We start from the raw sequence: 23,550 nt of genomic DNA on the forward strand, positions 1-23,550 counted from the left end.
GGCCTCCTTCGATGCAATGGTGGGAAATCTTTAAGCGCGCGCGCGTCGGTCGCGCAGCTGCAGAATCATCGGCGTGAAGATGAGTTGCATGGCGAGTCCCATCTTGCCTCCCGGCACGACGATCACGTTGGGCCGCGACATGAAAGAGTCGTGCAGCATGGTCAGCAGATAAGGGAAGTCGATGCCCTTGGGCCGCGCGAAGCGAATCACGACGAAGCTCTCGTCGGCCTGCGGAATCTCGCGTGCCGTGAACGGATTCGATGTATCCACGGTCGGCACGCGCTGGAAGTTCACGTGCGTATGCGAAAATTGCGGACAAATGTAGTTCACGTAATCGGGCATGCGGCGCAGGATCGTATCGACCACGGCTTCGTGCGAATAGCCACGCAGGTTCTGATCGCGATGCAGCTTTTGAATCCATTCGAGATTGATGATGGGCACCACGCCCACCAGAAGATCGGCGTGACGCGCGACATCCACCTTGTCGGTCACCACGCCGCCATGCAGCCCTTCGTAGAACATCAGATCGGTATCCGCCGTGACGTCTTCCCAGGGCGTGAAGGTGCCCGCGTCCTGTTTGAAGCGCGCGGCTTCGGCGTCGTCGTGGATGTAGCGGCGAAACTTGCCGCCGCCCGTTTCACCATAGGTCGCGAACAACTGCTGCAGTTCTTCGAGCAGGTTGGCTTCGGGTCCGAAATGACTGAAGTTCTGCAGACCGTCGCGCTCGCTTTGCTTCAAGGCTTCGCGCATGCCGAGGCGATCGTAACGATGAAACGCATCGCCCTCGACGATCTGCGCGTTGATGCGCTCGCGTCTGAAGATATGCGTGAAGCTCTTCATGACAGTGGTCGTGCCGGCGCCGCTCGAACCGGTCACGGCGACGATCGGATGTTTGGTTGACATGCGCTTGCCTCCCTGTTGACCGAAGCGCACATCGAAGCGCCTGCTCCGGTCTTATGTATAGCCGAGCCATCCATGTGTTCTGTGCGCTTGCAACCGGTTTTACGCGGGCGTCTCCGGCAGAAACAGCGAGCGCTCGTTGAAAAGTGGTGACGAAAACGGCTTGTCTTCGCCCCGGTCGTGCTCGCCGTGGTAGCGATGAATGCGCGCGACTTCATTGCGCGATCCCAGAATGACCGGCACGCGTTGATGCAGCGCGCGCGGCGTGAGATCGAGAATGCGCTCGCGACCCGTGGTCGATAGTCCACCCGCCTGTTCGATCAGAAAACTCATCGGGTTCGCTTCATAGAGCAGACGCAACCGGCCTTCCATTGCAGGCGTCTTGAAGTCGCGCGGATACATGAACACGCCGCCGCGCATGAGAATGCGATGCACCTCCGCGACCATCGACGCAATCCAGCGCATGTTGAAGTCCTGGCCGCGACAGCCCGTTCTGCCGTCCTTGCATTCCTGCACGTAACGGCGCACCGGCGGCTCCCAGAAGCGTTCGTTCGATGCGTTGATCGCGAACTCGCATGAATCCTCGGGAATGCGGATCTCGGAATGCGTGAGCACGAAGTTGCCGACGTCGCGCTCAAGCGTGAAACCGTGCGTGCCATTGCCGACGGAGATCACGAGCATGGTCGCCGGACCGTAGATCGCGTAGCCTGCCGCAACTTGCTCGCGGCCGGGTTGCAGGAACGCGGCTTCATCGGTGATGACGTTGTCGGCGCTGTTCTTTCTCAACACGGAGAAGATGGAACCGACCACGCCATTGATATCGATGTTCGACGAGCCATCGAGCGGATCGAAGGCCAGCAGATATTCGCCGCGCGGATACGTTTCGGGAATTGCATAAACACCGTCCATTTCCTCCGACACCATACCCGCGAGCAGACCGTCCCATTCGCAATGCTGCAGGAAGATGTCGTTGGTCACGAGGTCGAGCTTCTTCTGCTCTTCGCCATGCAGGTTGATGCTCGACGCCGATCCGTGCTGCCCGCCGAGCGCCCCGCGCGTGAGCGCTGCCGCGATCGTCTTGATGGATGCAGCGACGTCGATCAGCAAGGCCGAGAGCCCGCTTGCGGCATCGGGGCCAGGCTTGCGGTCGAGCGTGTCAATCAGAAACTTCGATAAGGTCGTGCGTCCGTCCTGCATCGCGCTCTCCTTCTAGGGTTGGGATTCGGCAAACACGCGGCTCGCGCGGATATCGCTCGCGTCGAGCTGCATCAGTGCATGAGCGTCGGCGGGACCGCTGCCGCGTTCGGCAGCGGCAAACAAGCGATTCGCCTGACGCAGACGCGCGCGGTCGAGCGCATTGCGTACCGAACGCGCGTTGGCGAAATTCGGCAGCGCGATCCTGCGCGAAAGATAGTCTTCGAAGGCGCGGCGCGCGTCGCCGTCGAAGCGGTAATGCATCGACGAAAGCATGTGCTCGGCGATCTGCAACAGCTCGTCGGGCGCATAGTCGGGAAACGCAATGTGATGCGCAATGCGCGAACGAAAGCCGGGATTGCTTTGAAAGAACGTCTCCATGCGTCCTTCGTAACCCGCGAGAATCACGACGAGATCGTCGCGCTGGTTCTCCATGGTCTGCAGCAGAATCTCGATCGCTTCCTGCCCGTAATCGCGCTCGTTCTCCGGGCGATAAAGGTAATACGCTTCATCGATGAACAGCACGCCACCCATCGCGCGCTTGAGCACTTCGCGCGTCTTCGGCGCGGTATGTCCTATGTATTGACCGACCAGATCGTCGCGCGTCACCGAAACCAGGTGATTGCGGCGGATATAACCGAGTCTGTGCAAGACCTGCGCCATGCGCATGGCAACGGTCGTCTTCCCCGTGCCGGGATTACCCGAGAAGCACATATGCAGCGTGGGCGCACCGGACGCGATGCCTAACGTTTCGCGCGCACGCTCCACTAGCAGATGCGCCGCAATCTCGCGGATGCGCGTCTTCACGGGCGCGAGGCCAATGAGGTCGCGATCCAGCTCCGCCAGCACTTCGCCGATGCGCGATTCGCGATACAGCGCCATGAGGTCGGCGCCGGGCTGCGGCTGCGCTTCGAGGTTCAACGGTTCTTCGAGCGTGGCTTCTGCGCTCATGGTGACTGCCTCCCCGCTCAATAGCGATCGCCCGCGGGTCTGTCGGTGGCATACGTGCGGATCGAATAGCGCTGCACGCGGCCATGCACGTCCTGACGTTCGAGCCGGAAGCCCTTCTCGTCGGATGGCCGGTTGACGATGAACGAAAGCCGCATGGTCTCGAAGCCGCGCACCGAATCGAACGCATTGACCTTGATGTACTGCTGCGGATACGTCTTCCTGCAGGCGTTGACTTCCATCATCACGCCTGCTGCATCGTGCAGGTCGAACATGGGCAAGCCCCACATCTCCCAGTACGTATTGCGCGGATGCGGGTCGTCGGTGTACTCCACCGAACAGGCCCAGCCCTGATCGAGCGCGTAGTTGATCTGCGAGGAGATTTCTTCATCGGTCAGCGGAGGAAGAAACGAGAACGTTCCCTGAGTCAGTTTCATGGTCTGATTCCCTTGAAGATGAGATGCGTCAGGCAGGCGTCGCCGACACCGCGTAGTCGGGCGTATCGGTGGATGCATAGTTGAAGGTCACGTCGCGCCACGTATCGAGCGCGGCCTTGAGCGGCGTGCACCAGCGCGCCGCGGCTTCGAGAATGTCCATGCCCTCGTTGACGATGTCGCGCCCTTCATTGCGCGCCTTGACCATCGCTTCGAGCGCCACGCGATTCGCCACGGCGCCCGCCTGTATGCCTTGCGGATGCCCGATGGTCCCGCCGCCGAACTGCAGAATGGCGTCGTCGCCGAAGAGGTCGAGCAGCTGATGCATCTGTCCCGCATGAATGCCGCCCGACGCCACCGGCATGACCTTGCGCAAACCGGCCCACGGTTGATCGAAGAAGATGCCGCGCGACAAGTCCACCTCGTTACGCGACTCGCGCAGCACGTTGTAATAGCCCTGCACGGAGAGCGGATCGCCTTCGAGCTTGCCGACCGCCGTGCCCGCATGCGCATGATCGACGCCCGCCATGCGCAACCATTTCGCGATTACGCGAAACGAGATGCCGTGATTGCGTTGCCGCGTATAAGTGCCATGCCCCGCGCGATGCAGATGCAGAATCATGTCGTTTCTGCGCGCCCATTTCGACATCGATTGAATGGCGGTCCAGCCGATCACGAGATCGATCATCACGATGCACGAGCCGAGTTCCTTGGCGAACTCCGCGCGTTCGTACATGTCTTCCATCGTGCCCGCGGTGACATTGAGATAGTGGCCCTTCACTTCGCCGGTCTCGGCTTGTGCGCGCGCCACGGCTTCCATTGCGAAGAGGTAGCGGTCGCGCCAGTGCATGAAGGCTTGCGAGTTGATGTTCTCGTCGTCTTTCAGAAAGTCCAGGCCGCCCTTCAGACCTTCATAGACCACGCGTCCATAGTTCTTGCCCGAGAGGCCGAGCTTGGGCTTGACGGTCGCGCCAAGCAACGGGCGTCCGTATTTGTCGAGCCGTTCACGCTCGACGACGATGCCCGTCGGCGGCCCTTGAAACGTCTTCAGATACGCAACCGGAATGCGCATGTCTTCGAGCCGCAGCGCCTTCAAAGGCTTGAAGCCAAAGACGTTGCCGATGATCGATGCCGTGAGATTCGCCACGGACCCCTCCTCGAACAGATCGAGGTCGTAAGCGATATACGCGAAGTATTGCGGATCGTCGGCGCGTGCATTGGGCACGGGTTCCACGCGATACGCCTTTGCGCGGTACATGTCGCAAGCGGTGAGACGGTCGGTCCAGACCACCGTCCACGTCGCCGTCGACGATTCGCCCGCAACGGCTGCCGCGGCTTCTTCAGGATCGACACCCGCTTGCGGTGTGATGCGAAAGAGCGCGATGACATCCGTATCCTTCGGCACGTAATCGGGCTGCCAGTAACCCATCTCGCGATACTTCATGACGCCGGCCGCATAACGCGAGCGCGGATCGGACGGATTGCGCGCTGCCTCTACAGCAGCCTTGTTGAAGTCGTTCATTCCGTTTCCTCGACAGTGGAGATGAGAGGACGTTCGCTCGATGGCGCCCGCCGCGCTGTTGTGTTCGCCTGCTGTGAATGCAGAGTAGGCTCGCGGCTTTCAGAAAGGAATTCACGATTAACTTGCACGAGGCTAAGCAATCCCTTATCTACTGTCCCGTTCGCGAAGCCTCGCCACGCCGATGGAACACTTTGCTGCGTTTTTGTCACAGTGCCGGCTTGCAATGCCTTTTGCCGCCCGGCCGTGCTATTTGCCGGCGTCACGGCGCGGATGGCATGACGCTTGCGTGAATCGTTCGCGCCGGCGTCTCCCGGCTGTCTGACGAATGCATCCGTCAGACGTGCAAGCGAGGCAACCACCGTCATTATTGGAGGATCGACTATGCAATGGACCACGCCCAGCTTCACCGATATGCGTTTTGGTTTTGAAATCACGATGTATATCGCCACCCGCTAAAGGCGGATGAACCCGCACGGCGCTGCATCGCTCGAAGTTCAAAGAACGATGCGGCTCGCCCGTGCGGTTATGAACAACCGAACGACGCGCGCCGCCATGATCTACGAGACCATCGTCACGACAGCGAATAGCGATGGCCGGCCGCACATCGCGCCCATGGGCGTGCGTTTCGAAGACGGCCTCGCGATCCTTGCGCCTTTCAGGCCGTCCACCACACTCGACAATGTCATCGCCACACGCAGCGCCGTCATCAACTTCACGACGGACGTGCGCGTGTTTGCTGGCTGTGTCACCGGCATCGCGCGCGACTGGCCCACGGTTCCGGCCAATGCGGTGCCGAGCGTGCGGCTCGCCGACACGCTTGCGCATACCGAACTGCGACTCGCCGATATGAGCGAGGACGAGACGCGTCCCGTGCTGCGCATGGAATGCGTCTATCGCGAAACGCATGCGCCGTTCGCGGGTTTCAATCGCGCTCAAGCGGCAGTCGTCGAAGGCGCGGTGCTCGTGAGCCGGCTTTTCATGTTGCCGCCGGAGAAGGTGGATAGCGAGATCGCTTACTTGCGCATTGCCATCGACAAGACCGCGGGCGATGCGGAGCGCACGGCATGGAACTGGCTCTTGCAGGCTATCGATGAATATCGCGCCAGGGCGCTCAGCACGTCGGCCCTTGGTTCCTGATTACTCTCTGAAGCACCCCCTTGGAGTCTGACCATGACCGCATTGCTCGCGAGCGTCCGCTCGGCCGATGAAGCATTCGATGCCGCGCAGGCAGGCGCGGAACTGATCGATTTGAAGGAACCGGACGCGGGCGCGCTGGGCGGTGTGAATGTCGATGAAATCGCGCGCATCGTTGGCGCGTTGCGCGCGCGTTACGCGGTGCGGCCGATCAGCGCCACTATCGGCGACTTGCCCAACGACGCACTCGATGAGATCACCACGCGTGTGCTCGACGTCGCTGCGGCGGGCGTCGATTACGTGAAGGTCGGCGTGAACGCCGGGCCCGGTGCGGCCGAATGTTTGCGTTATCTGGCGGGCTTGCCAGCGGCCGTGGTGCCCGTGCTGCTCTCCGACGAAGGCGTGGACCGTTCGCTTGCGGCGCTTGCCGTGCAACTCGGTTTCGTGGGTATCGTCTTCGATACCGCTCACAAGGACGGACGCACGCTGTTCGATTGTGTCGATGTCACCGTGCTCGCGGAGTGCATGGCCATCATGCGCAGACGCGGCGGCATGACCGCGCTCGCGGGTTCGCTCGGATGGAACGATCTCGAACGCATCCGTTCGTTGAGGCCCGATATCGCGGGCTTTCGCGGCGCGTTATGCGATGAGAACACCGGACGCGCGGGACGGCTCGATCCGCTGCGCGTGACGCGATGGGTCAATGCGCTGCACGGCGAACGCGCGCTCACGCTTTGACGCATGCATTCCCGGCGCCTGGAATAAAAGCGCCGGGCATTCGAGGCATCAGACAGCGAGATTCAAGAGCCTGTCGCGCATGACGTTCACATCGCCCTTGCTGAAAATCTCCACGACGTAGTTGGCATCGCGCACATAGGCCGGAAAGCGCTTGTCCACGATGCCCTCGTTTGCGAGCGTCTCCAAGGGCGCGTTCGCTTCGACATCGCATGACTTCACGATCATCAGCCGCTCCGCATTGAGTCTCGCGGAAAGCCATGCGGCGAGACTGTCGGAAGTCGTGTCCCAGTTGGTCATCGAGTCGGGCGTGGAGCGCATGAGATCGGTTGGCACCCACACCGCCACGCGGCCATCGCGCAATGCGCGCCGGATGCGTTCCTCGTTCGACGCCAGCACGAGTTCGGGCGCCACGCCTTGCATGAGAATGGCGTACTGCGCCATGGCGAGCAGACACATGTTGTGCGCCGCCAGGTCATCGAAATGCCATTCGCTTTGATACTGCCGCACGGCATCGGCAAAATCGCCGCCGCCCGGAACGATCACGACCCGCCCGCCACCCACTTCCCATAGCTGCGTCAGCCACTCGCGCAGCGCAGGGTCGTGACTCAGGCTACCCCCGATCTTCACCACCCACATGGCCGTTATCCTCGTTCGAGATTGACCGCTTTCATGCTGCCGCCGGGCCACGCACCCGGTTCGTCGCCGCTCTTCTTTGTCGCCTGTCCATCACGTCGATGCCATGACGCTGCCCGCCGTCGCACGCTCCGTCGCCGATGCCGCGAGCAAGCCCACGGCCACGCTCGGCGCGCACGTCGAAACCCATTCGGCACGCTCGGTGTCGTTGTCATCCACACCGGCCAGCCGCGCAAAATCGATATAACCGCGCGCCTCCTGACGCGCCAGTGCCGTGGCGAGAAAGCGCCCGCAGCCCGCACCGACGATCGGTGCACGAGCCAGCGCTTCATGCTGCGCACTCACGCGCGCAAGGTTCGTTTCGAGCGTGCGCAACTGTTCGTGGCGCCACGCGTGCGCGAAGCGGCGCCATTCGGCATCGCTCGCGTCGGCTGCATCGCGGCCGATCATCCGCGCAATGCGCGTGCGGCTCGCGGCCTCGGTCTTCGGACCGTTGTCGGCGCTTGCATGCTGATCGTGTTGCGGCCACAGTTCGCCGGTCAGGCGATACACATCGGCGGAAGTCGCGAACCATTCGTTCATCACGCCGGTGGTCTCGCCACGAAATGCGATACGTTGCGCAACGCCGCACAAGGGCGTGCGCACGACACCCTGATAAACGAGCTCGCCGCTCACGAGCCGCTCGGCGTCGTTCGAGCCGCGCGCAACCACGCGTCCCGCCACGATGGGAATGATGTCCGTGGTCGTGCTGCCGATATCGACGAGCACCGCATTCGGCACGCACGACGCGACCCATTGCGCGGTCGCAAGCCAGTTCGCCGATGCCACCTTGCGCCAGCCATCCGCGCAGGCAGAGCGCGCGAGCCAGCCTGCTTCGCCCGCGTAGAACAGCGTGCGCGGGCCGAGCCGCTGCGCAAGGGTGCGCGTGAGCGTGCGCACGCCCTCGGCGCGGTCGCTGAAGAGATCGACCATTTCGCCTGTCATCGTGACCGCGTGACGCGCCGAAGCATGCGCGGCATCGGGCCAGCGTTCGAACACGTGATCGATGGCGCGTTCGAGATGCGTCATGCCCTGCCACAATGGACACGCCCATTGCGCGACATCGGCGAGTCCGTTCTCGCGGGTCGTCATCGACACCTTGACGTGCGCGCCACCCACGTCCCAGCCGAATACCGGCGCTTGCCCATGCGTCATCAGGACGCTCCCTGACAGGCGCGCAACGGACCCGAATCGCGTTCATCCGCAAAACCCGCGACGTGATGCGCCGCGAGCAGTTCCGCCGCGAGATTGCGCGAGAACGCGTGGCTCAAGCATGCATAAGCAACCGTCAAACGCGGGTTCACTTCGATGACCACGGGCCCGCGCGCCGGGTTCCAGACAACGTCGATGCCCGCGAAGCCACGCAGCCCCGGAAACGCTTCCGCCACACGTAGCGCGAGCCGTTCGAGCGCGCGCCCTTGCGGCCCATGCCGATCGATACGGTTTACATCGACGCCATCGAACTGGACGATGTGCTTACCGGCCGCATGCGAAAGCCCGATGTTCTGGCGGTTGATCGAGACCACGCGCGCGCCTTCGTCGTCGCAAATCAGCGAGACGCTGAGCGGATCACCGTCGACCCACGCCTGAAGCACGGGATTGCGGCCCGCTTCCGCGCGCGCTTGGTATTCGGCGCGGGCGGCGTCGAGTTCGTCGTAGACGTAGGTATCGAGGCCGCCTGCGCCGTCATCTGGCTTGACGACCCAGCGGCATGCGTCGTCAGGCGATGCATCGTCGGGATCGAGTGCGGGCGTGACCGCGATGCCGCGCGCCGCGAGACAAGCGGCCGTCGCGCTCTTGCTCGATGCCGCGCGAATCGTTTCCTTCGCGCAGCCAAGCCAGCGCGCGGCGCCCACGGCATCGAAAAGACGCAGCAGCAAACCATCGCATTCAGGCGCGATGATGCACGCGTAGTCGTTGGCGCGCGCCATGCGGGCGACGAAGCGCGTGACGGATTCGCCCGGCTCGGCCTTGCAGTGCGCGTAGGCGGCATCGACATGCTCGAAGCGCGAACTCGCGATGGTCACGTCGATGCCCGGCAACGCGCGCAGATCGGCTGCGATGGCGTCGCGCATCACGCGGCCCTCGACGATCAGCGCGCTCAGGTCCGCAAGACTGCCCGCGCCCGCGACATCGGGATCGATGCCGCCGCCAGTGAGATACTCGAACACAAAGATCTTGGTCAAAGGAAAGCCATCCATGCAGGTGATACCCGTTCTCGATCTGCTCGACGGCCACGCGGTGCGCGCGGTGCGCGGCGAACGCTCAGGCTATCGGCCCATCCGGTCCTCGTTGTGCACGACGAGCGCACCCGTCGATGTCGCCACCGCGCTCATCCAAGCGACCGGCTCACGCACGCTCTACATCGCGGACCTCGGCGCGATCCTCGAGCGCGGCGATCACGCGCCTGTGCTAGCCGCCATTTGCGATGCTTTGGGCGACGGCGTTTCCATCTGGCTCGATGCAGGCTATACCGGCTTCATGCCGATGCAGGCCTTGTTCGAGCGCATCGCTTCATTCAGGCGCTCGTCCTCCCGTTCTCGTGTCGTCCCTGTATTCGGCACCGAAAGCCTGCTCGATCCGAACGCCCTCGAAGAAGCCCTTGCCGCAAACCATGACCCGATCCTCTCGCTCGACTATCACGCAGGCCGCGCGCTCGGGTCGACGCCATCGGGCAGCGACTGGTGGCCGTCGCGCGTCATCGTCATGACGCTCGATCAGGTCGGCGCGTGCGCGGGACCGGACTTGACCACGTTCGCCGCAGTGAAGGCGCTCGCGGGTTCGCGCGAACTCATCGGCGCGGGCGGCATTCGTCATCGTGATGATCTCGTGGTTGCGGAGCACAGCGGCGCCGCGGCCTGGCTCGTTGCTTCGGCGCTTCATGATGCGGCCTTGCTATTTGGCCAGCACCGTTCGTCGGAAGGTTGACTCAATATCCATGCCAAGCGCGGCACGCGCCGTTATGTCTCATCAAACACGACGCCAGAGCTTTGTAAGCGTGCGGGATGCCGCTGTTGCATCCGGGCGTGCATGGGTGACAGTGTGTTTCATTGCGGAACAATGCCGTTGCAGATGTGGGTAATGCAGTATCGGCAGCGCGACCTGTCGACCACGCAGGAGCACCGCGTGAAATCGGCATGGACCTTGCTCTTTTGCAGCCCCATGCACGCATCTCCCACAACATCGAACGCGGCTTCGCAGTCGTCGCCCGAGGACAGAGGGCAACGGAACTGGACCTGCCCGTTCTGCCCATTGCTATGCGACGACATCTCGCTGAAGCGCACCGGCGATCAACAACTCGCGGCGACAAACACCGATTGCCCTCGGCTTGCCTCGTCCCTTGCAGCGCTCGACGCGCCCGGCGTGCCCTGCCCGCCGACGGTAGACGGGCAAGCCACCGATCTCGCGTCGGCGCTCCAGCGTGCCGCGCAAATCCTGTCCGTGGCGAAACGGCCGCTCTTTGGCGGACTGGCAACCGACGTAGCCGGCGCACGCGCGCTCTATGAACTCGCCGCCCAGAGCGGCGCGATACTCGATCACCTGCACGGCGATACCCTCGCCGCCGCGAACCTCGCGTTGCAGGACCGTGGCGCGTTCTTCACGACGCTCTCGGAAGTGCGTTCGCGTGCCGACCTCATCGTGGTTGTCGCGTGCGAACCGGCGCGGCGCTATCCGCGTTTCTACGAGCGCATCGCGGCCAAAGATCGCGGCGTGGATATCGTGTTCGTCGGGTGCGGCGTCGATCCCGCAGCGGGCGCGCGTGTCGAAGCGCGACTGGAAAACGCCGAACCGTTCGACATGCTCGCCATATGGTCCGCGCTGGTGGAAGGCCGAAAGCCCGCAGCGCTGAACGACGACACGGGCGCCGCCAGCGAACTCGCCGCGCTTACCGAACGCATTCTGGCCGCGAAATACACGGCCATCATCCATGAGCCGGCGGCGCTGCCGGGCCCGCACGCGGCGTTGGCCATCGAAGCGTTGAGCCGTATCGTCAAGGCGCTCAACAAGACGACGCGTGCCGGCGCGCTTGCCCTTGGCGGCGACGATGGCGCACTCACGGTGAATCAGGCCATCACATGGCTCTCGGGTTTTCCGCTGCGCACGCGCGTGGCCTACGGCTTGCCGCTCGATCACGATTCATGGCGCTATCGCACCGAGACGCTTGCGAGCCGCGGCGAGATCGATGCGCTGTTATGGGTGTCGAGCTTCGCACCCGAAGCGCTACCTGCATCGCTTGACGATGATGTGCCCGCCATCGTCCTTGGCCATCGTGCGACGGTTGTCGGCACGCGTCGCGCGCCTACCGTGTTCATCCCCGTGGCCACGCCGGGCATCGACAGTGGCGGGCACTTGTTTCGCGTGGACGGTTCCGTGGTCGCGCCGCTTGTTGCCGCGCGCGATGCCGCTTATCCCACCGTTGCGGCCATCGTACGCGAACTGACGCAAGCCGGGAGGCCGTCATGAGCCTCACGCGTCTGCGCGGCGGCGTGGTCTTCGACCCCGTCAACAAAATCGATGGGCACAAGCGCGACATCTATATCCGCGATGGCCGCATCGTCGCGGATGCAGCGGGCGAATCCATCGCGCCCGAACGCGACTTCGACGCGGGCGGCATGGTGGTGATGGCGGGCGGCATCGATCTGCATTCGCATATCGGCGGCGGCAAGACGAATCTGTCGCGGCTGCTATTGCCCGAGGATCATCGCAACGATCCGCTCGCAACGCGACGCAACGACGACGAAGGCCGTTATCTGCGCCTGCCTTCATGCGGCACATGCACGCCCGGCACGCTCGCCACCGGCTACCGTTATGCGGAAATGGGCTACACGGCCGCGTTCGAACCCGCGATGATCGCCTCCACCGCGCGCCACGCGCATCTGGAAATGGGCGATACACCGATCATCGATCACGGCGCCTACGTGATGATGGGCAACGACGAACTGTTCCTGCGGATGCTCGCCGCGCGGGAAGAGTTCGAACGTCTGCGCGATTACGTGGGCTGGACCGTCAACGCGAGCAAGGCGCTCGGCGTGAAGGTGGTGAATCCGGGCGGCATCTCGGCGTTCAAGTTCAATCAGCGCTCGCTCGATGTCGATGAAAAGCACGTGCATTACGGCATCACGCCACGCGAAGTGCTGCGTACGCTCACGCGCGCGCTGACCGAGTTGCGGGTGCCGCATCCCTTGCATGTGCATGCGAGCAATCTCGGCGTGCCAGGCAATCTCGAATCGACCATCAAGACGATGGATGCCGCCGAAGGCCTGCCAATCCATCTCACGCATATCCAGTTTCATAGCTACGGCACGGAAGGTCCGCGCAAGTTTTCATCGGGCGCTCGCGCGATTGCCGAAGCGGTCAACGCACGGTCCAACGTGACCATCGACGTCGGGCAGATCATGTTCGGCCAGACCGTCACCGCTTCCGGCGACACGATGATGCAGTTCAAGAACGCGCCGCTCGCGCATCCGCGCAAGTGGGTGCTGGGCGATATCGAATGCGATGCGGGCTGCGGCGTCGTGCCGTTTCGTTATCGCGAAGAGAGCTTCGTGAATGCGCTGCAATGGATCATCGGCCTCGAAATCTTCTTGCTCGTCGACGATCCGTGGCAAGTGTCGATGACCACCGATCATCCGAATGGCGCGCCTTTTACGAGCTATCCGCATCTGATTCGCTTGTTGATGGACAAGTCGTTTCGCGACGAACAACTCGCCAAGCTTCACGCCGATGCCAAAACCGCCAGCGCGCTTGGAAACATCGAGCGCGAGTTCTCGCTCTACGATATCGCGATCATCACGCGCGCCGGCCCCGCGCGTCTGCTCGGGCTCACGGACCGCGGACATCTCGGCGAAGGCGCGGCGGCGGATATCGCGGTGTATCGCGAAGACGCGGACCGCGAACGCATGTTCACGTCACCCGCCTTCGTGTTCAAGGACGGCGAACTGATCGCGCGTGACGGCACATTGCTCGCCACGCCCACGGGCGGCATTCATTACGTGCAGCCCGAATACGACCGCGCTATCGAAAAGCGCGTGCGCAAATTCGCCGAAGCGAATCTCGCGAGCAAGTTCGAGAAGCTAGCCATCGGCGACGACGAAATCTGCGCGTGCTGCAATGGCGGACGGCTCTTGCCGGTCGCGTGCTTCGACGCAAGCGGGGGTCGATGAATGACCGCGCTTCGCATCAACGACACACAGATAGACGACACCTTCGCCGAAGCCTTTCCGATGAAGGCGACGCGTCTTGTCATCACCGCGCACACGCCGACGTGGGCGCGCCACGCGGCGAATTCGTTGACCGGCTTTGCGACCTCCGTGATCGATTGCGGCTGCGAGGCGGGCATCGAACGTGACATGAACGGCGATGAAACGCCCGACGGCAGGCCCGGCGTCGCGGTGTTGATGTTCGCGATATCGTCGAAGGAGCTCGCCAAGCAGATTGCACGGCGCGTCGGTCAGTGCGTGCTCACCTGTCCTACGACGGCGGTTTATGGCGGCATCGATCCCGCGACGAGCCGCGCGCCGCTCTCCGACAACGCGCCACTCGGGGCAGGCTTGCGCTTTTTCGGCGACGGCTATCAGATCTCGAAGATGCTCGACGGCACGCGTTACTGGCGCGTGCCCGTCATGGATGGCGAATTCGTTTGCGAGGAATTCACGGCGACGGTGAAGGCTGTCGGCGGCGGCAATCTGCTGTTGCTCGCGCGCGACCTGAATAGCGCGCTTGCCGCGGCCGAGGCAGCGGTCGCGGCGATGCATCGCTTGCCCAACGTCATCACGCCGTTTCCGGGCGGCGTGGTGCGCTCGGGTTCGAAGATCGGCTCGAAGTACGCGGGCGCGTCGGCATCGACCAACGATGCGTTTTGCCCGACGCTCGTCGGCTTGTCGAAGAAGAGCGAGTTGACGAGCGACGTGGCTTGCGTGCTGGAGATAGTCATCGACGGATTGACCGATGCGGACGTGGGCGCCGCGATGACGGCGGGCATGGCAGCCGCAACATCGATCGGCCGCGCGGGCGGCGTGCTGCGCATTTCAGCAGGCAACTATGGCGGCAAGCTCGGACCGTATCACTTCAAGCTGCATGAATTGGCGGCGGGCATCGACGGGAGCCGCGCATGAACGCCATTACATTGCGCGTAAAAGGTGCACCGGGCTTTCGCGTGGATGCATCGACATTACTACCGTCGGCGCTTGCTTACTTATCCACCGATGAATTGACGCGTCTGGAATTGCAGGGCGCGGGTGAACGTTGCGCGCTTGGCGAACTGTTCGACATCGCTAGAGCCGATGCAAACACGCCGTCCCTGCTCGTCGAAGGCGATGCGCGTTGGCTCGATCGCATCGGCGCGAAGCTCGCCGAAGGCAGGATCGAAGTGCATGGCGATGCTGGCGATCACGCGGGCATGGGCATGACAGGCGGTGCGTTGCACGTTCATGGCAACGCGGGCGCATTCACTGCATGCGAGATGCAAGGCGGTCGCCTCGAAGTGCGCGGCAATACAGGCGATTTCGCGGCAGGCGCTTTAGCCGGCGACATGGACGGCATGAGCGGCGGCACGCTCGTGATTCACGGCAACGCGGGCGCGCGTCTTGCAGACCGTATGCGACGAGGCACCGTGCTCGTCGCCGGCAATGCAGGCGACTTCGCGGCGTCGCGCATGGTAGCGGGTAGCGTATGTATTGCAGGCAAGACCGGCGCGCATGCAGCCTACGGCATGCGGCGCGGCACGCTCGTGCTATTTCACGAGCCGCGCATAGCGCCGACGTTCACCGAAGGCGGTCACGGCTTCGATGTCTTCTGGGCGCTCTTCACGCGCATGCTGGCCCGCGAGATGGCGCCTTTTGCGACACTCGACTCGCGCGCGTTGCCTCGACGCTACGCGGGCGATCTCGCTGTCGACGGACGCGGGGAATTGCTGATCGCCAAGCGTTGAGCAGACGATAAGAATGGACCCGGTGGACCCGTTACCAAGAGACCGAACCCCTTCCAACGGAGAGACGACATGAGCGCAGCGAAAACGCCCGCTGCCATACGCCCCGGCGTGGAGGCGTCGGACGAGCATTTCGCCCGTCCGCTGATCGCGCTGCACTGGCTGATCGCCATCGCCATCATCGCGATGCTGTGCATCGGCTTCTATATGGTCGGCCTGCCGCGCGGGCTGGCCTTCAAGTCGTCGCTCATCAACTTCCACAAGTCGCTGGGCCTGACCGTTTTCCTGCTGGTGCTGCTTCGAATCGTAGTGCGACTGGTCTACGGCCGGCCGCCTCTACCGCCGATGCAGACGTGGCAACGCGCCGCCGCGAGCATCACGCAGGCTCTTTTATACGTTGGCATGGTGGCAATGCCGCTCACCGGATACCTCGGTTCGTCGTTCAACAAGTTCGGCACGCGCTTCTGGGGTGTGCTTCTGCCACAATGGGGCTGGGACGACAAGGCGTTGCGCGGCCTGTTCTTCGGCATCCACGGCTATCTGGCGTGGATCATGGCCGCGCTGGTCGTGTTGCATTTTCTTGGTGCGTTGAAGCATCAGTTGATCGACTGCGATGGTCTCTTGAGAAGGATGTGGCCATGACGGCACTGGTTTTGAGCGAGGCGTTATGAAGATCCGCGTGCTGGGTTCATCGGCGGGTGGCGGATTTCCGCAATGGAACTGTAATTGCCGCAATTGCGACGGCGTGCGGCGCGGGACCATTGCTGCCCGGGCACGCACGCAGTCGTCGATTGCGGTCAGCGACAACGGCGAAGACTGGCTGCTCGTGAACGCATCGCCGGATATTCTCGCGCAGATCGCGGCGAATCCTGAACTGCAGCCCGCGCGGCGCGTGCGTGACACCGGAATCGCCGCGGTGATCACCATGGACGCGCAGATCGATCACGTCACCGGACTCTTGATGTTGCGCGAGCGCGGCGCACCGCTGCCGCTCTATACGACCGACGCAGTGTGGCAAGACCTTTCCACCGGCTTTCCCATTACGTCGATTCTTTCGCATTACTGCGGCGTGGAGCAGCGGCGTATCGCGCTCGATGGCACTTCGCTCACGGTGCCCGAGCTGCCGCGTATTGCCGTCGATGCGCTGCCGCTGTCGAGCAAGGCGCCACCTTATTCGCCGCATCGGGAGGCGCCCGAGCGTGGCGACAACATCGGCCTCATGTTCACGAATACGGCCACGGGCAAGCGTGCTTTCTATGCGCCGGGTTTAGGGACACTCGAACCGCATGTGCTCGATGCCATGCGCGAAGCCGACCTGTTGCTCGTCGATGGCACCGTCTGGACCGACGACGAGATGATCCGCCTCGGCCTCACGAAGAAAACTGGCGCGGACATGGGCCACCTCGCGCAAAGCGGCGCGGGCGGCATGATCGAGGTGCTGGATTCGATAGACCGCGAAAACACGCGCAAGGTGCGCAAAGTGCTCATTCACATCAACAACACCAATCCGATCCTCATCGAGGATGGACCCGAGCGGCGCATACTGTCCGAGCACGGCATAGAAGTCGCGCATGATGGCATGACGTTCGAGCTTTGAATTCCGGAGAAACTGGATGTCCGATTTTCCCGCCACGCCGATGCTCAATCCCACGACCGGCCCGATCTTCACCGCGTTGAAGGAAGCCGGCCCCGCCTGGACGCGCGAACAGTTCGAAGAGCAACTGCGCGCGAAAGGCACGGCGTATCACATCCACCATCCCTTCAACGTGAAAATGAATAGCGGCGGCTGTTCGCCGGAACAGATTCGCGGCTGGGTGGCGAACCGCTTCTACTATCAGATCAACATCCCGCTGAAAGATGCGGCCGTCATGGCGAATTGTCCCGATCGCGAGACGCGCCGCCGCTGGGTGCTGCGCATTCTGGATCACGACGGTTACGAAGATCAGCCTGGCGGCATCGAGGCGTGGGCGCGTCTGGGCGATGCCGTCGGCCTCTCGCGCGACGATCTCTGGTCGCTCAAGTTCGTGACGCCGGGTGTGCGCTTCGCCGTCGATGCCTACGTGAATTTCGCGCGTCGTGCGCCGTGGCAAGAGTCGGTGTGTTCGTCGCTCACGGAGATGTTCGCGCCGCAGATTCACAAGGACCGGCTTGCGACGTGGCCCGAGCACTACAAGTGGATCGAGCCGGACGGGCTTGCGTATTTTCGTTCACGCGTGTCGCTTGCACAGCGCGATGTCGAACACGGGCTCGAAGTCACGCTCGCGCAATTCGACACGCGCGAGCAGCAACAACGCGCGCTCGACATCCTGCAGTTCAAGCTCGACATCCTCTGGACCATGCTGGATTCGATCGAAAAGGCCTTCCCGCAATGAGCGACGCCAATCCTCCTCAACGAATCACGGAAGCGGTCGAAGCGCCGGACGACGCGTTGCGCCCGCAACTCAAGCGCCTGTTTCGTCTGCAGTGGGAACCGGCGCAGGACGCGCATGTGCTGCTTTATCCGGAAGGCATGGTAAAGCTCAATCAGAGCGCGGCGCAGATTCTTTTGCGCTGCGACGGCACGCGCGATATCCCGAAGCTCGTCGCCGATCTCGAAGAAGCGTTCGGCGCGAGCAATCTCGGTGACGACGTGCGGGCTTTCATTGCCGGAGCGCGCGCGCGCGGCTGGCTTGCGTAAGTGCTGGAGTGAAGCATGACTGACTTGTCCGAACCGATTGCCAAGCCGGACCCCGAAGCAGCGGTCATTCCGCCGCCGTTGTGGTTGCTTGCGGAACTGACGTATCGATGCCCGTTGCATTGCGCCTTCTGCTACAACCCGGTGAACTATGCGGATCACACGCGCGAACTCAACACCGATCAATGGCTCGACGTGTTGCGTCAGGCGCGTGCGCTGGGTGCGGCGCAACTGGGCTTTTCCGGCGGCGAGCCGCTCTTGCGCGACGACCTCGAAACACTGGTCGGCGAAGCGCGCAAGCTCGGCTTTTATACGAACCTCATCACGTCGGGCATCGGTCTCACCGACAAGCGTCTCACCGCGCTCAAGGACGCGGGGCTCGATCACATTCAACTCTCGTTTCAGGACTCGTCGCAGGAACTCAACGACTTCCTTTCCAGCACGAAGACGTTCGATCTCAAGAAGCGCGTGGCCGGCATGATCAAGGCGCACGACTTTCCGATGGTGCTCAATTGCGTGCTGCATCGCTATAACCTGCCGCATATCGGACGCATTATCGACATGGCGCTCGACATGGGCGCGGAGTATCTCGAACTCGCGAACACGCAGTATTACGGCTGGGCGCACGCGAACCGCGCGCAGCTCATGCCGACGGCCGAGCAACTGCAGGAAGCGGAAGCGGTGGTCGAGCGTTATCGCAAAGAGATTGGCGACCGGTGCAAGATCTACTTCGTCGTGCCCGATTACTACGAGCGTCGTCCGAAGCGCTGCATGAACGGCTGGGGCTCGGTGTTTCTCGGCATTGCGCCCGATGGCGCCGCCTTGCCTTGTCATACCGCGCGCTCGTTGCCTGGCCTTACGTTCCCCAACGTCACGGAGACGCCGCTCAAGGACATCTGGTACGAGAGCGATGCGTTCAATCGATTTCGCGGCTTCGGCTGGATGAAAGAACCCTGCCGCAGTTGCGACGAGAAAGCGATCGATCTCGGCGGCTGCCGCTGTCAGGCGTATCTGCTGACGCAAGATCCCGCGAACGCGGACCCGGTCTGCGACAAGTCCCCGCATCACGAGCGCGTGATCGAAGTGGTGCGGGCCGCCACGATGCGTCAGGAGCCGGAAGAAAAACCGATCATGTTTCGCAACGATGCGAATTCGCGGCGCATTGCCGCCGAATCGCGCGAGAACAATTCGAACAAGAACGGAGAGAGACAACCATGACTGCCGACATCGCCGTGCTGCTGGTGGACGATCATGCCGTAGTGCGCGAAGGCTACAAGCGCTTGCTCGAATTGAGTCCCGACGTGAGCGTCGCGGGCGAGGCGGGCAACGCGGCGGAGGCGTATCAGAAATTCTGCGCCTTGCAGCCGGATGTCGTGGTGATGGACCTCGCGCTGCCCGGCGCGAGTGGAATAGAAGCCATGCGCCGCATGCTCGCGCGCGAGCCACATGCGCATGTCCTGATCTTCAGCGTGCACGAGGAAGCCATCTTCGTGCGCCGCGCGCTCGATGCGGGCGCGCGTGGCTACGTCACGAAAGCGAGCGCACCCGATGTCCTGGTCGAAGCGGTACGCTCCGTCGCGCGGCGCGTGTGTTACCTAAGCCCTGACATATCACAGGCGCTGGCGTTGCGCGCAACCATTCAGGAAGGACCGCCCGGACGTCAGCTTTCGGCACGCGAATTCGAGGTGCTGCGGCTCTTGGTCCAAGGCTATACATTGCCGAGTATCGCGGAAAAACTCGGCTTGAGTCAGAAGACAGTGGCGAACCATCAATCCGTGATACGGCAGAAATTCGGCGCCGATAACGGCGTGCAACTCGCGCAAATAGCAAACCGGCTAGGCCTTCATTTCGCCGATTTCACCGACGCGCCGTTCGCTCCTTCGTTCAGTTCGCTAGGCAACGGCAGTCCCGCCTGAGCCGGAACGCGCGCGCAAAACAGGAAGCCCGCACCGGGTTGACTGGCGATATGAAATTCGCCGCCGAGCGCTTCCACGCGTTCGCGCATGCCGATGAGACCCAATCCCATGCGCGGCTTTGAGAGATCGACGCCCGGTCCATCGTCGGTCATCGTCACCACGATCTCGCCTGCCGGCGCACGCGCCAGATAAATCTCGACGCGTGAATCGCGCGCGAATTTCGACACGTTGGTTAGGCCTTCCTGCACGAGACGGTAGAGCGTGATGTTGAGCGCATCGTTGAGATTGTCGAAGTCGCCATCGACGGCTAGCGTAAACACCGCATCGGGCAAGCGCTCGCGCCAGCCGTCCATGCAATGTTCGAGTGCGGTCGGCAAGCCGAATTCATCGAGACCGATCGGACGCAGCTTGCGGATCATTCCGCCGATTTCGCGGTACACATGCGTCGCGCTTTGCATGAGCGCAAGCGAAAGACGATGCACTTCAGGCTCGCGTTCGAGCGATAAATCGCGGATGCGCCCTGCATCGAGCGAAATGGCATTGAGGTACTGACCCAGTTCGTCATGCAGTTCGCGCGCGAGATGCCGGCGCTCGGTTTCCTGCGCGGCAATGGCCTGACTCGCGAGCCTGCGGTTTTCCGCGAGCAGATGCTCCGCCTCTTCCTCCAGCGCCCGGCGCCGCCGAACTTCACGCTGCGCCTGACGGTAGCGCCGCCACGCGAACCACGCGAAACCGATTGCGAGCACGACGAGCGTGGCGGGCAATTCATCGAGCTGGAAACGCTCGGCGCTGCGCGTCCATCGGTAGGTGAACTCGTTGAAGTCGAAGGCCGCGAACAGCATGCCGGCCAGCACCGTGATAAGAACGACGCAGGCGAGATCGCTCCATACGGTCGAGCGCATGGAACGCGCGGGCGGGCGTTCGGAGAGCGAGGGAAGAGATTCGTTTGGTATCACGGAATGCATTCTACGCACGGCTTCATCCTCGGGCGCGACACCGTTTGTGCGATTGGGAACGCTTCCCTGCTGAATCGGGAAAAGCTCCCGGTGCGCGCGCGGGTTCTTATGCGACGCTTTCAATGAAAGGAACTTACCTCAAGCCGACATTGCAATAACAAGAGGAGACGACGATGAGAAGCATGCCGCGCGAGCGCAAGTCAGCGCATCGGTTCAAACCCCGAGCCGGATTTCGGCTCGTGTTCGGCGGTGCGTTCGCCAGCATCACCGTCGGCGCATGGGCGCAGGCGGCAAGCGCTCCAGAGGTGCCTCCCGCCGTTGTGGCACCGGTCGTCGAAGCGAGTCCGCCGCCGAATACCGACTTGCCCACGGTAGTCGTGGTGGGCACGACACCGCTCATCGGCGTCGGCACGCCGCTCGAAAAGGTGCCCGCGAACGTGCAGACCATCAAGGGCAGGCAGATCGACGCGCAGCATTCCCAGACCATCACCGATTATTTGCAGAAGAACGTCGGCAGCGTCGATATCAACGACGCGCAAGGCAACCCATCGCAGACGGACATTCTCTATCGCGGCTTCACGGCTTCGCCGCTGCTCGGCACGCCGCAGGGCCTTTCGGTGTTTCTGGATGGCGTACGCATCAACGAGCCGTTCGGCGATGTCGTGAACTGGGACCTGATTCCGCAGGCCGCCATCAGCACGATGCAGATCATTCCCGGCTCGAACCCGACGTTCGGCTTGAACACGCTGGGTGGCGCAATCGCGGTGACGACGAAGAACGGCCGGGACAACCCTGGCGGCGCGGTGGATGTGAGCTTCGGTTCGTTCGGCCGCAAGGTGGCGCAGTTCGAACAAGGCGGGTTGATCGGCGATCATCTCGACTACTACTTCACGGCCAACATCACGAACGATAACGGCTGGGCGGCGCAGAATTCGAGCCGCTTGCGCCAGGCCTTCGGCAAGCTGCGCTACACCGACGCCGATACGACGATCTCCCTTTCGATGGGCGGTGCGGACAACACGCTAAACGGCTCGCAGACGATCCCGCGCTCGTTCCTCAACAACTTCAAGCAAGCCTATACGTTCCCAGATACCAACGAGAATCAGGTCGGCTATATCACGCTGTCGGCGGATCGTTACATCACGCCGAACATCCAGTTGAGCGGCAATCTGTACTACCGTCACTATCGCAACAAGAACGTGAGCAGCAACGTCAACGACGACTTCGGCACCGTGGAGGGCGACGATGACGACGATATCGATCTCACGCAGGCCACCAACGATCAGTCGGTGATCGTCACGGACAGCTACGGCGCAAGCCTGCAACTCACCTTGCTCAACAAGCTCTTCGGCAAGGACAACCAGTTGGTGATCGGTGCGGCGGGCGACTTCGCCAACTCGCATTTTTCGCAATCGTCGCAGGATGCCGAATTCACGGATAGCCGCGCGACCATCGGCATGGGTCCGTTCGTTCCGCAGACGGACGCCAAGACGCGCAATCAGAACTGGGGCATCTACTTCGAGAACACCTTCTCTTTCACGCAGCAATGGTCCATGACGCTCGCCGGGCGCTATAACTGGTCTAAGGCGGTGATCGGTGACGAGAGCGGCGTGCAGCCATTACTCGATGGCAATCACACGTTCTCGCGCTTCAATCCGGCTATCGGTTTCAACTGGAATCCGACGCGCTCCTTCACCGCCTACGCCACGTATAACGAAGGCATGCGTTCGCCGACGGCTATCGAACTCGCTTGCGCCGACCCGGCCGCACCGTGCTCGCTGCCGAACGATTTCATCGCCGACCCCGACCTCAAGCCGGTGATTTCGCGCACCTTCGAAGTGGGCGCGCGTGGACGCCTTGGCAACGCGACGACATGGAGCGCGGCGGCCTACAGCACGACCCTTTCCGACGATATCCAGTTCGTCAGCAGCCAGGGCGCGGCAAGCACGCTCGGCTACTTTCAGAACGTGGGCAAGACGCGCAGGCAAGGCTTCGAACTCGCGGGCCGCACGCAATGGGGACCGGTCGGCATGGCCGCGAGCTATAGCTACGTGAACGCGACTTATCGTTCGACATGGACCGAGAGCAGCGCCAGCAATTCGAGCGCGGATGACGGCGGCAATATCACCGTTCACTCCGGCGATCGCATTCCGGGCATTCCGGCGAATACGGTCAAGGTGCGACTCGACTACAACGCGCTGCCGCAATGGAATATCGGCAGCAACCTCACGTATCGCAGCAGCATCTTCGCGCGCGGCGACGAGAACAATCAGGACACGAATGGCAGCATTGCCGGCTACTTTCTGATCGATCTCGATACGACCTACAACGTGACCAAGCAGTTGCAGGTCTATGCGACCGTAAAGAATCTGTTGAACAAGCGCTACGCGAACTTCGCCATTCTTGGCGAGAACTTCTTCAACGGACCGAATCACACGTTCAACGGCGCGGATACCACCAACGAGCAATTTCTGGGTGTTGGCGCGCCGCGTGGCGTGTGGGTGGGGATGCGCTATGCGTGGAAGTGAGTGTGCC

Annotated in this window: 24 protein-coding genes; 15 read left to right on the forward strand and 9 right to left on the reverse strand. The window is 62.6% G+C overall.

Annotated features, from left to right (window positions below):
• Positions 1-30: 30 nt before the first annotated feature.
• The 5 genes from NCT03_RS20930 to NCT03_RS20950 form a co-directional block, all read right to left on the reverse strand.
• Positions 31-903, reverse strand: a complete 873-nt coding sequence (locus NCT03_RS20930) for a phosphoribulokinase (RefSeq protein WP_244828818.1) — start codon at positions 901-903, stop codon at positions 31-33.
• Positions 904-1,002: 99 nt separating this feature from the next.
• Positions 1,003-2,097, reverse strand: a complete 1,095-nt coding sequence (locus NCT03_RS20935) for a class 1 fructose-bisphosphatase (RefSeq protein ID WP_244828819.1) — start codon at positions 2,095-2,097, stop codon at positions 1,003-1,005.
• 12 nt (positions 2,098-2,109) lie between these two features.
• Positions 2,110-3,045: a CbbX protein gene (cbbX, locus tag NCT03_RS20940; protein WP_250493753.1), complete on the reverse strand. Its 936-nt coding sequence runs from the start codon at positions 3,043-3,045 to the stop codon at positions 2,110-2,112.
• A 17-nt stretch (positions 3,046-3,062) separates the two neighbouring features.
• Entirely contained in the window at positions 3,063-3,479 is a 417-nt protein-coding gene (locus NCT03_RS20945) for a ribulose bisphosphate carboxylase small subunit (RefSeq protein ID WP_244828821.1), read from the reverse strand.
• Between the two features lie 28 nt (positions 3,480-3,507).
• Positions 3,508-4,998, reverse strand: a complete 1,491-nt coding sequence (locus tag NCT03_RS20950; RefSeq protein WP_244828822.1) for a form I ribulose bisphosphate carboxylase large subunit — start codon at positions 4,996-4,998, stop codon at positions 3,508-3,510.
• Between the two features lie 381 nt (positions 4,999-5,379).
• Here NCT03_RS20950 and pqqA point away from each other — a divergent pair, with 381 nt between their 5' ends.
• The 3 genes from pqqA (at position 5,380) to NCT03_RS20965 (ending at position 6,870) form a co-directional block, all read left to right on the forward strand.
• A complete protein-coding gene (gene pqqA / locus NCT03_RS20955; protein ID WP_008354335.1) occupies positions 5,380-5,454 on the forward strand; it encodes a pyrroloquinoline quinone precursor peptide PqqA in 75 nt (24 codons plus the stop codon).
• 96 nt (positions 5,455-5,550) lie between these two features.
• Positions 5,551-6,135 carry a DUF447 domain-containing protein gene (locus NCT03_RS20960; protein WP_244829730.1) on the forward strand — a complete coding sequence of 195 codons (585 nt, stop codon included), beginning with the start codon at positions 5,551-5,553 and terminating at the stop codon, positions 6,133-6,135.
• Positions 6,136-6,168: 33 nt separating this feature from the next.
• Positions 6,169-6,870 carry a (5-formylfuran-3-yl)methyl phosphate synthase gene (locus NCT03_RS20965; protein WP_250493754.1) on the forward strand — a complete coding sequence of 234 codons (702 nt, stop codon included), beginning with the start codon at positions 6,169-6,171 and terminating at the stop codon, positions 6,868-6,870.
• Between the two features lie 48 nt (positions 6,871-6,918).
• On the opposite strand, the gene NCT03_RS20970 is transcribed toward NCT03_RS20965, so the two are convergent.
• From NCT03_RS20970 to NCT03_RS20980, 3 genes are all read right to left on the reverse strand, one after another.
• Positions 6,919-7,506, reverse strand: a complete 588-nt coding sequence (locus NCT03_RS20970; RefSeq protein ID WP_244828824.1) for an amino acid kinase family protein — start codon at positions 7,504-7,506, stop codon at positions 6,919-6,921.
• Between the two features lie 90 nt (positions 7,507-7,596).
• On the reverse strand, positions 7,597-8,697 hold the full coding sequence (locus NCT03_RS20975; RefSeq protein ID WP_250493755.1) for a hydantoinase/oxoprolinase family protein: 1,101 nt from the start codon (positions 8,695-8,697) through the stop codon (positions 7,597-7,599).
• Entirely contained in the window at positions 8,697-9,728 is a 1,032-nt protein-coding gene (locus NCT03_RS20980; RefSeq protein ID WP_250493756.1) for an ATP-grasp domain-containing protein, read from the reverse strand. Before NCT03_RS20980 ends, NCT03_RS20975 begins: the two co-directional genes overlap by 1 nt.
• Before the next feature lie 13 nt (positions 9,729-9,741).
• On the opposite strand from NCT03_RS20980, the gene NCT03_RS20985 reads away from it, so the two are divergent.
• The 11 genes from NCT03_RS20985 to NCT03_RS21035 all read left to right on the forward strand — a co-directional run bounded on the left by NCT03_RS20985 (position 9,742) and on the right by NCT03_RS21035 (position 20,059).
• Positions 9,742-10,470, forward strand: a complete 729-nt coding sequence (locus NCT03_RS20985) for a HisA/HisF-related TIM barrel protein (RefSeq protein WP_250493757.1) — start codon at positions 9,742-9,744, stop codon at positions 10,468-10,470.
• 234 nt (positions 10,471-10,704) lie between these two features.
• Positions 10,705-12,006 carry a molybdopterin-binding domain-containing protein gene (locus NCT03_RS20990; RefSeq protein ID WP_250493803.1) on the forward strand — a complete coding sequence of 434 codons (1,302 nt, stop codon included), beginning with the start codon at positions 10,705-10,707 and terminating at the stop codon, positions 12,004-12,006.
• Complete coding sequence (locus tag NCT03_RS20995) at positions 12,003-13,706, forward strand: formylmethanofuran dehydrogenase subunit A (protein ID WP_250493758.1); 1,704 nt, start codon at positions 12,003-12,005, stop codon at positions 13,704-13,706. Before NCT03_RS20990 ends, NCT03_RS20995 begins: the two co-directional genes overlap by 4 nt.
• Entirely contained in the window at positions 13,707-14,657 is a 951-nt protein-coding gene (gene fhcD / locus NCT03_RS21000; RefSeq protein ID WP_250493759.1) for a formylmethanofuran--tetrahydromethanopterin N-formyltransferase, read from the forward strand. It abuts the gene before it with no gap.
• Positions 14,654-15,472: a formylmethanofuran dehydrogenase subunit C gene (locus NCT03_RS21005; RefSeq protein ID WP_250493760.1), complete on the forward strand. Its 819-nt coding sequence runs from the start codon at positions 14,654-14,656 to the stop codon at positions 15,470-15,472. Before fhcD ends, NCT03_RS21005 begins: the two co-directional genes overlap by 4 nt.
• A 69-nt stretch (positions 15,473-15,541) precedes the next feature.
• Positions 15,542-16,111 carry a cytochrome b gene (locus tag NCT03_RS21010; RefSeq protein WP_250493761.1) on the forward strand — a complete coding sequence of 190 codons (570 nt, stop codon included), beginning with the start codon at positions 15,542-15,544 and terminating at the stop codon, positions 16,109-16,111.
• A 25-nt stretch (positions 16,112-16,136) separates the two neighbouring features.
• A complete protein-coding gene (gene pqqB, locus NCT03_RS21015) occupies positions 16,137-17,066 on the forward strand; it encodes a pyrroloquinoline quinone biosynthesis protein PqqB (RefSeq protein ID WP_250467552.1) in 930 nt (309 codons plus the stop codon).
• A 40-nt stretch (positions 17,067-17,106) separates the two neighbouring features.
• Positions 17,107-17,841: a pyrroloquinoline-quinone synthase PqqC gene (gene pqqC, locus NCT03_RS21020; protein WP_250493804.1), complete on the forward strand. Its 735-nt coding sequence runs from the start codon at positions 17,107-17,109 to the stop codon at positions 17,839-17,841.
• Positions 17,838-18,146 (forward strand): pyrroloquinoline quinone biosynthesis peptide chaperone PqqD, encoded by a 309-nt coding sequence (gene pqqD, locus NCT03_RS21025; RefSeq protein ID WP_250467553.1) that lies wholly within the window; start codon positions 17,838-17,840, stop codon positions 18,144-18,146. The genes pqqC and pqqD overlap by 4 nt, the downstream gene beginning before the upstream one ends.
• Positions 18,147-18,161: 15 nt before the next feature.
• Positions 18,162-19,361 carry a pyrroloquinoline quinone biosynthesis protein PqqE gene (pqqE, locus tag NCT03_RS21030; protein WP_250493762.1) on the forward strand — a complete coding sequence of 400 codons (1,200 nt, stop codon included), beginning with the start codon at positions 18,162-18,164 and terminating at the stop codon, positions 19,359-19,361.
• Positions 19,358-20,059, forward strand: coding sequence for a response regulator (locus tag NCT03_RS21035; RefSeq protein ID WP_250467555.1), 702 nt, complete (start codon positions 19,358-19,360; stop codon positions 20,057-20,059). Before pqqE ends, NCT03_RS21035 begins: the two co-directional genes overlap by 4 nt.
• On the opposite strand, the gene NCT03_RS21040 is transcribed toward NCT03_RS21035, so the two are convergent.
• Positions 19,987-21,024: a sensor histidine kinase gene (locus tag NCT03_RS21040; RefSeq protein ID WP_502800401.1), complete on the reverse strand. Its 1,038-nt coding sequence runs from the start codon at positions 21,022-21,024 to the stop codon at positions 19,987-19,989. The two genes, NCT03_RS21035 and NCT03_RS21040, sit on opposite strands and share 73 nt — an antisense overlap.
• 164 nt (positions 21,025-21,188) lie before the next feature.
• Here NCT03_RS21040 and NCT03_RS21045 point away from each other — a divergent pair, with 164 nt between their 5' ends.
• A complete protein-coding gene (locus NCT03_RS21045) occupies positions 21,189-23,543 on the forward strand; it encodes a TonB-dependent receptor (protein ID WP_502800402.1) in 2,355 nt (784 codons plus the stop codon).
• Positions 23,544-23,550 lie beyond the last annotated feature (7 nt).

It is taken from the genome of Caballeronia sp. GAWG1-1 (assembly GCF_023631465.1).
GTDB lineage: Bacteria > Pseudomonadota > Gammaproteobacteria > Burkholderiales > Burkholderiaceae > Caballeronia.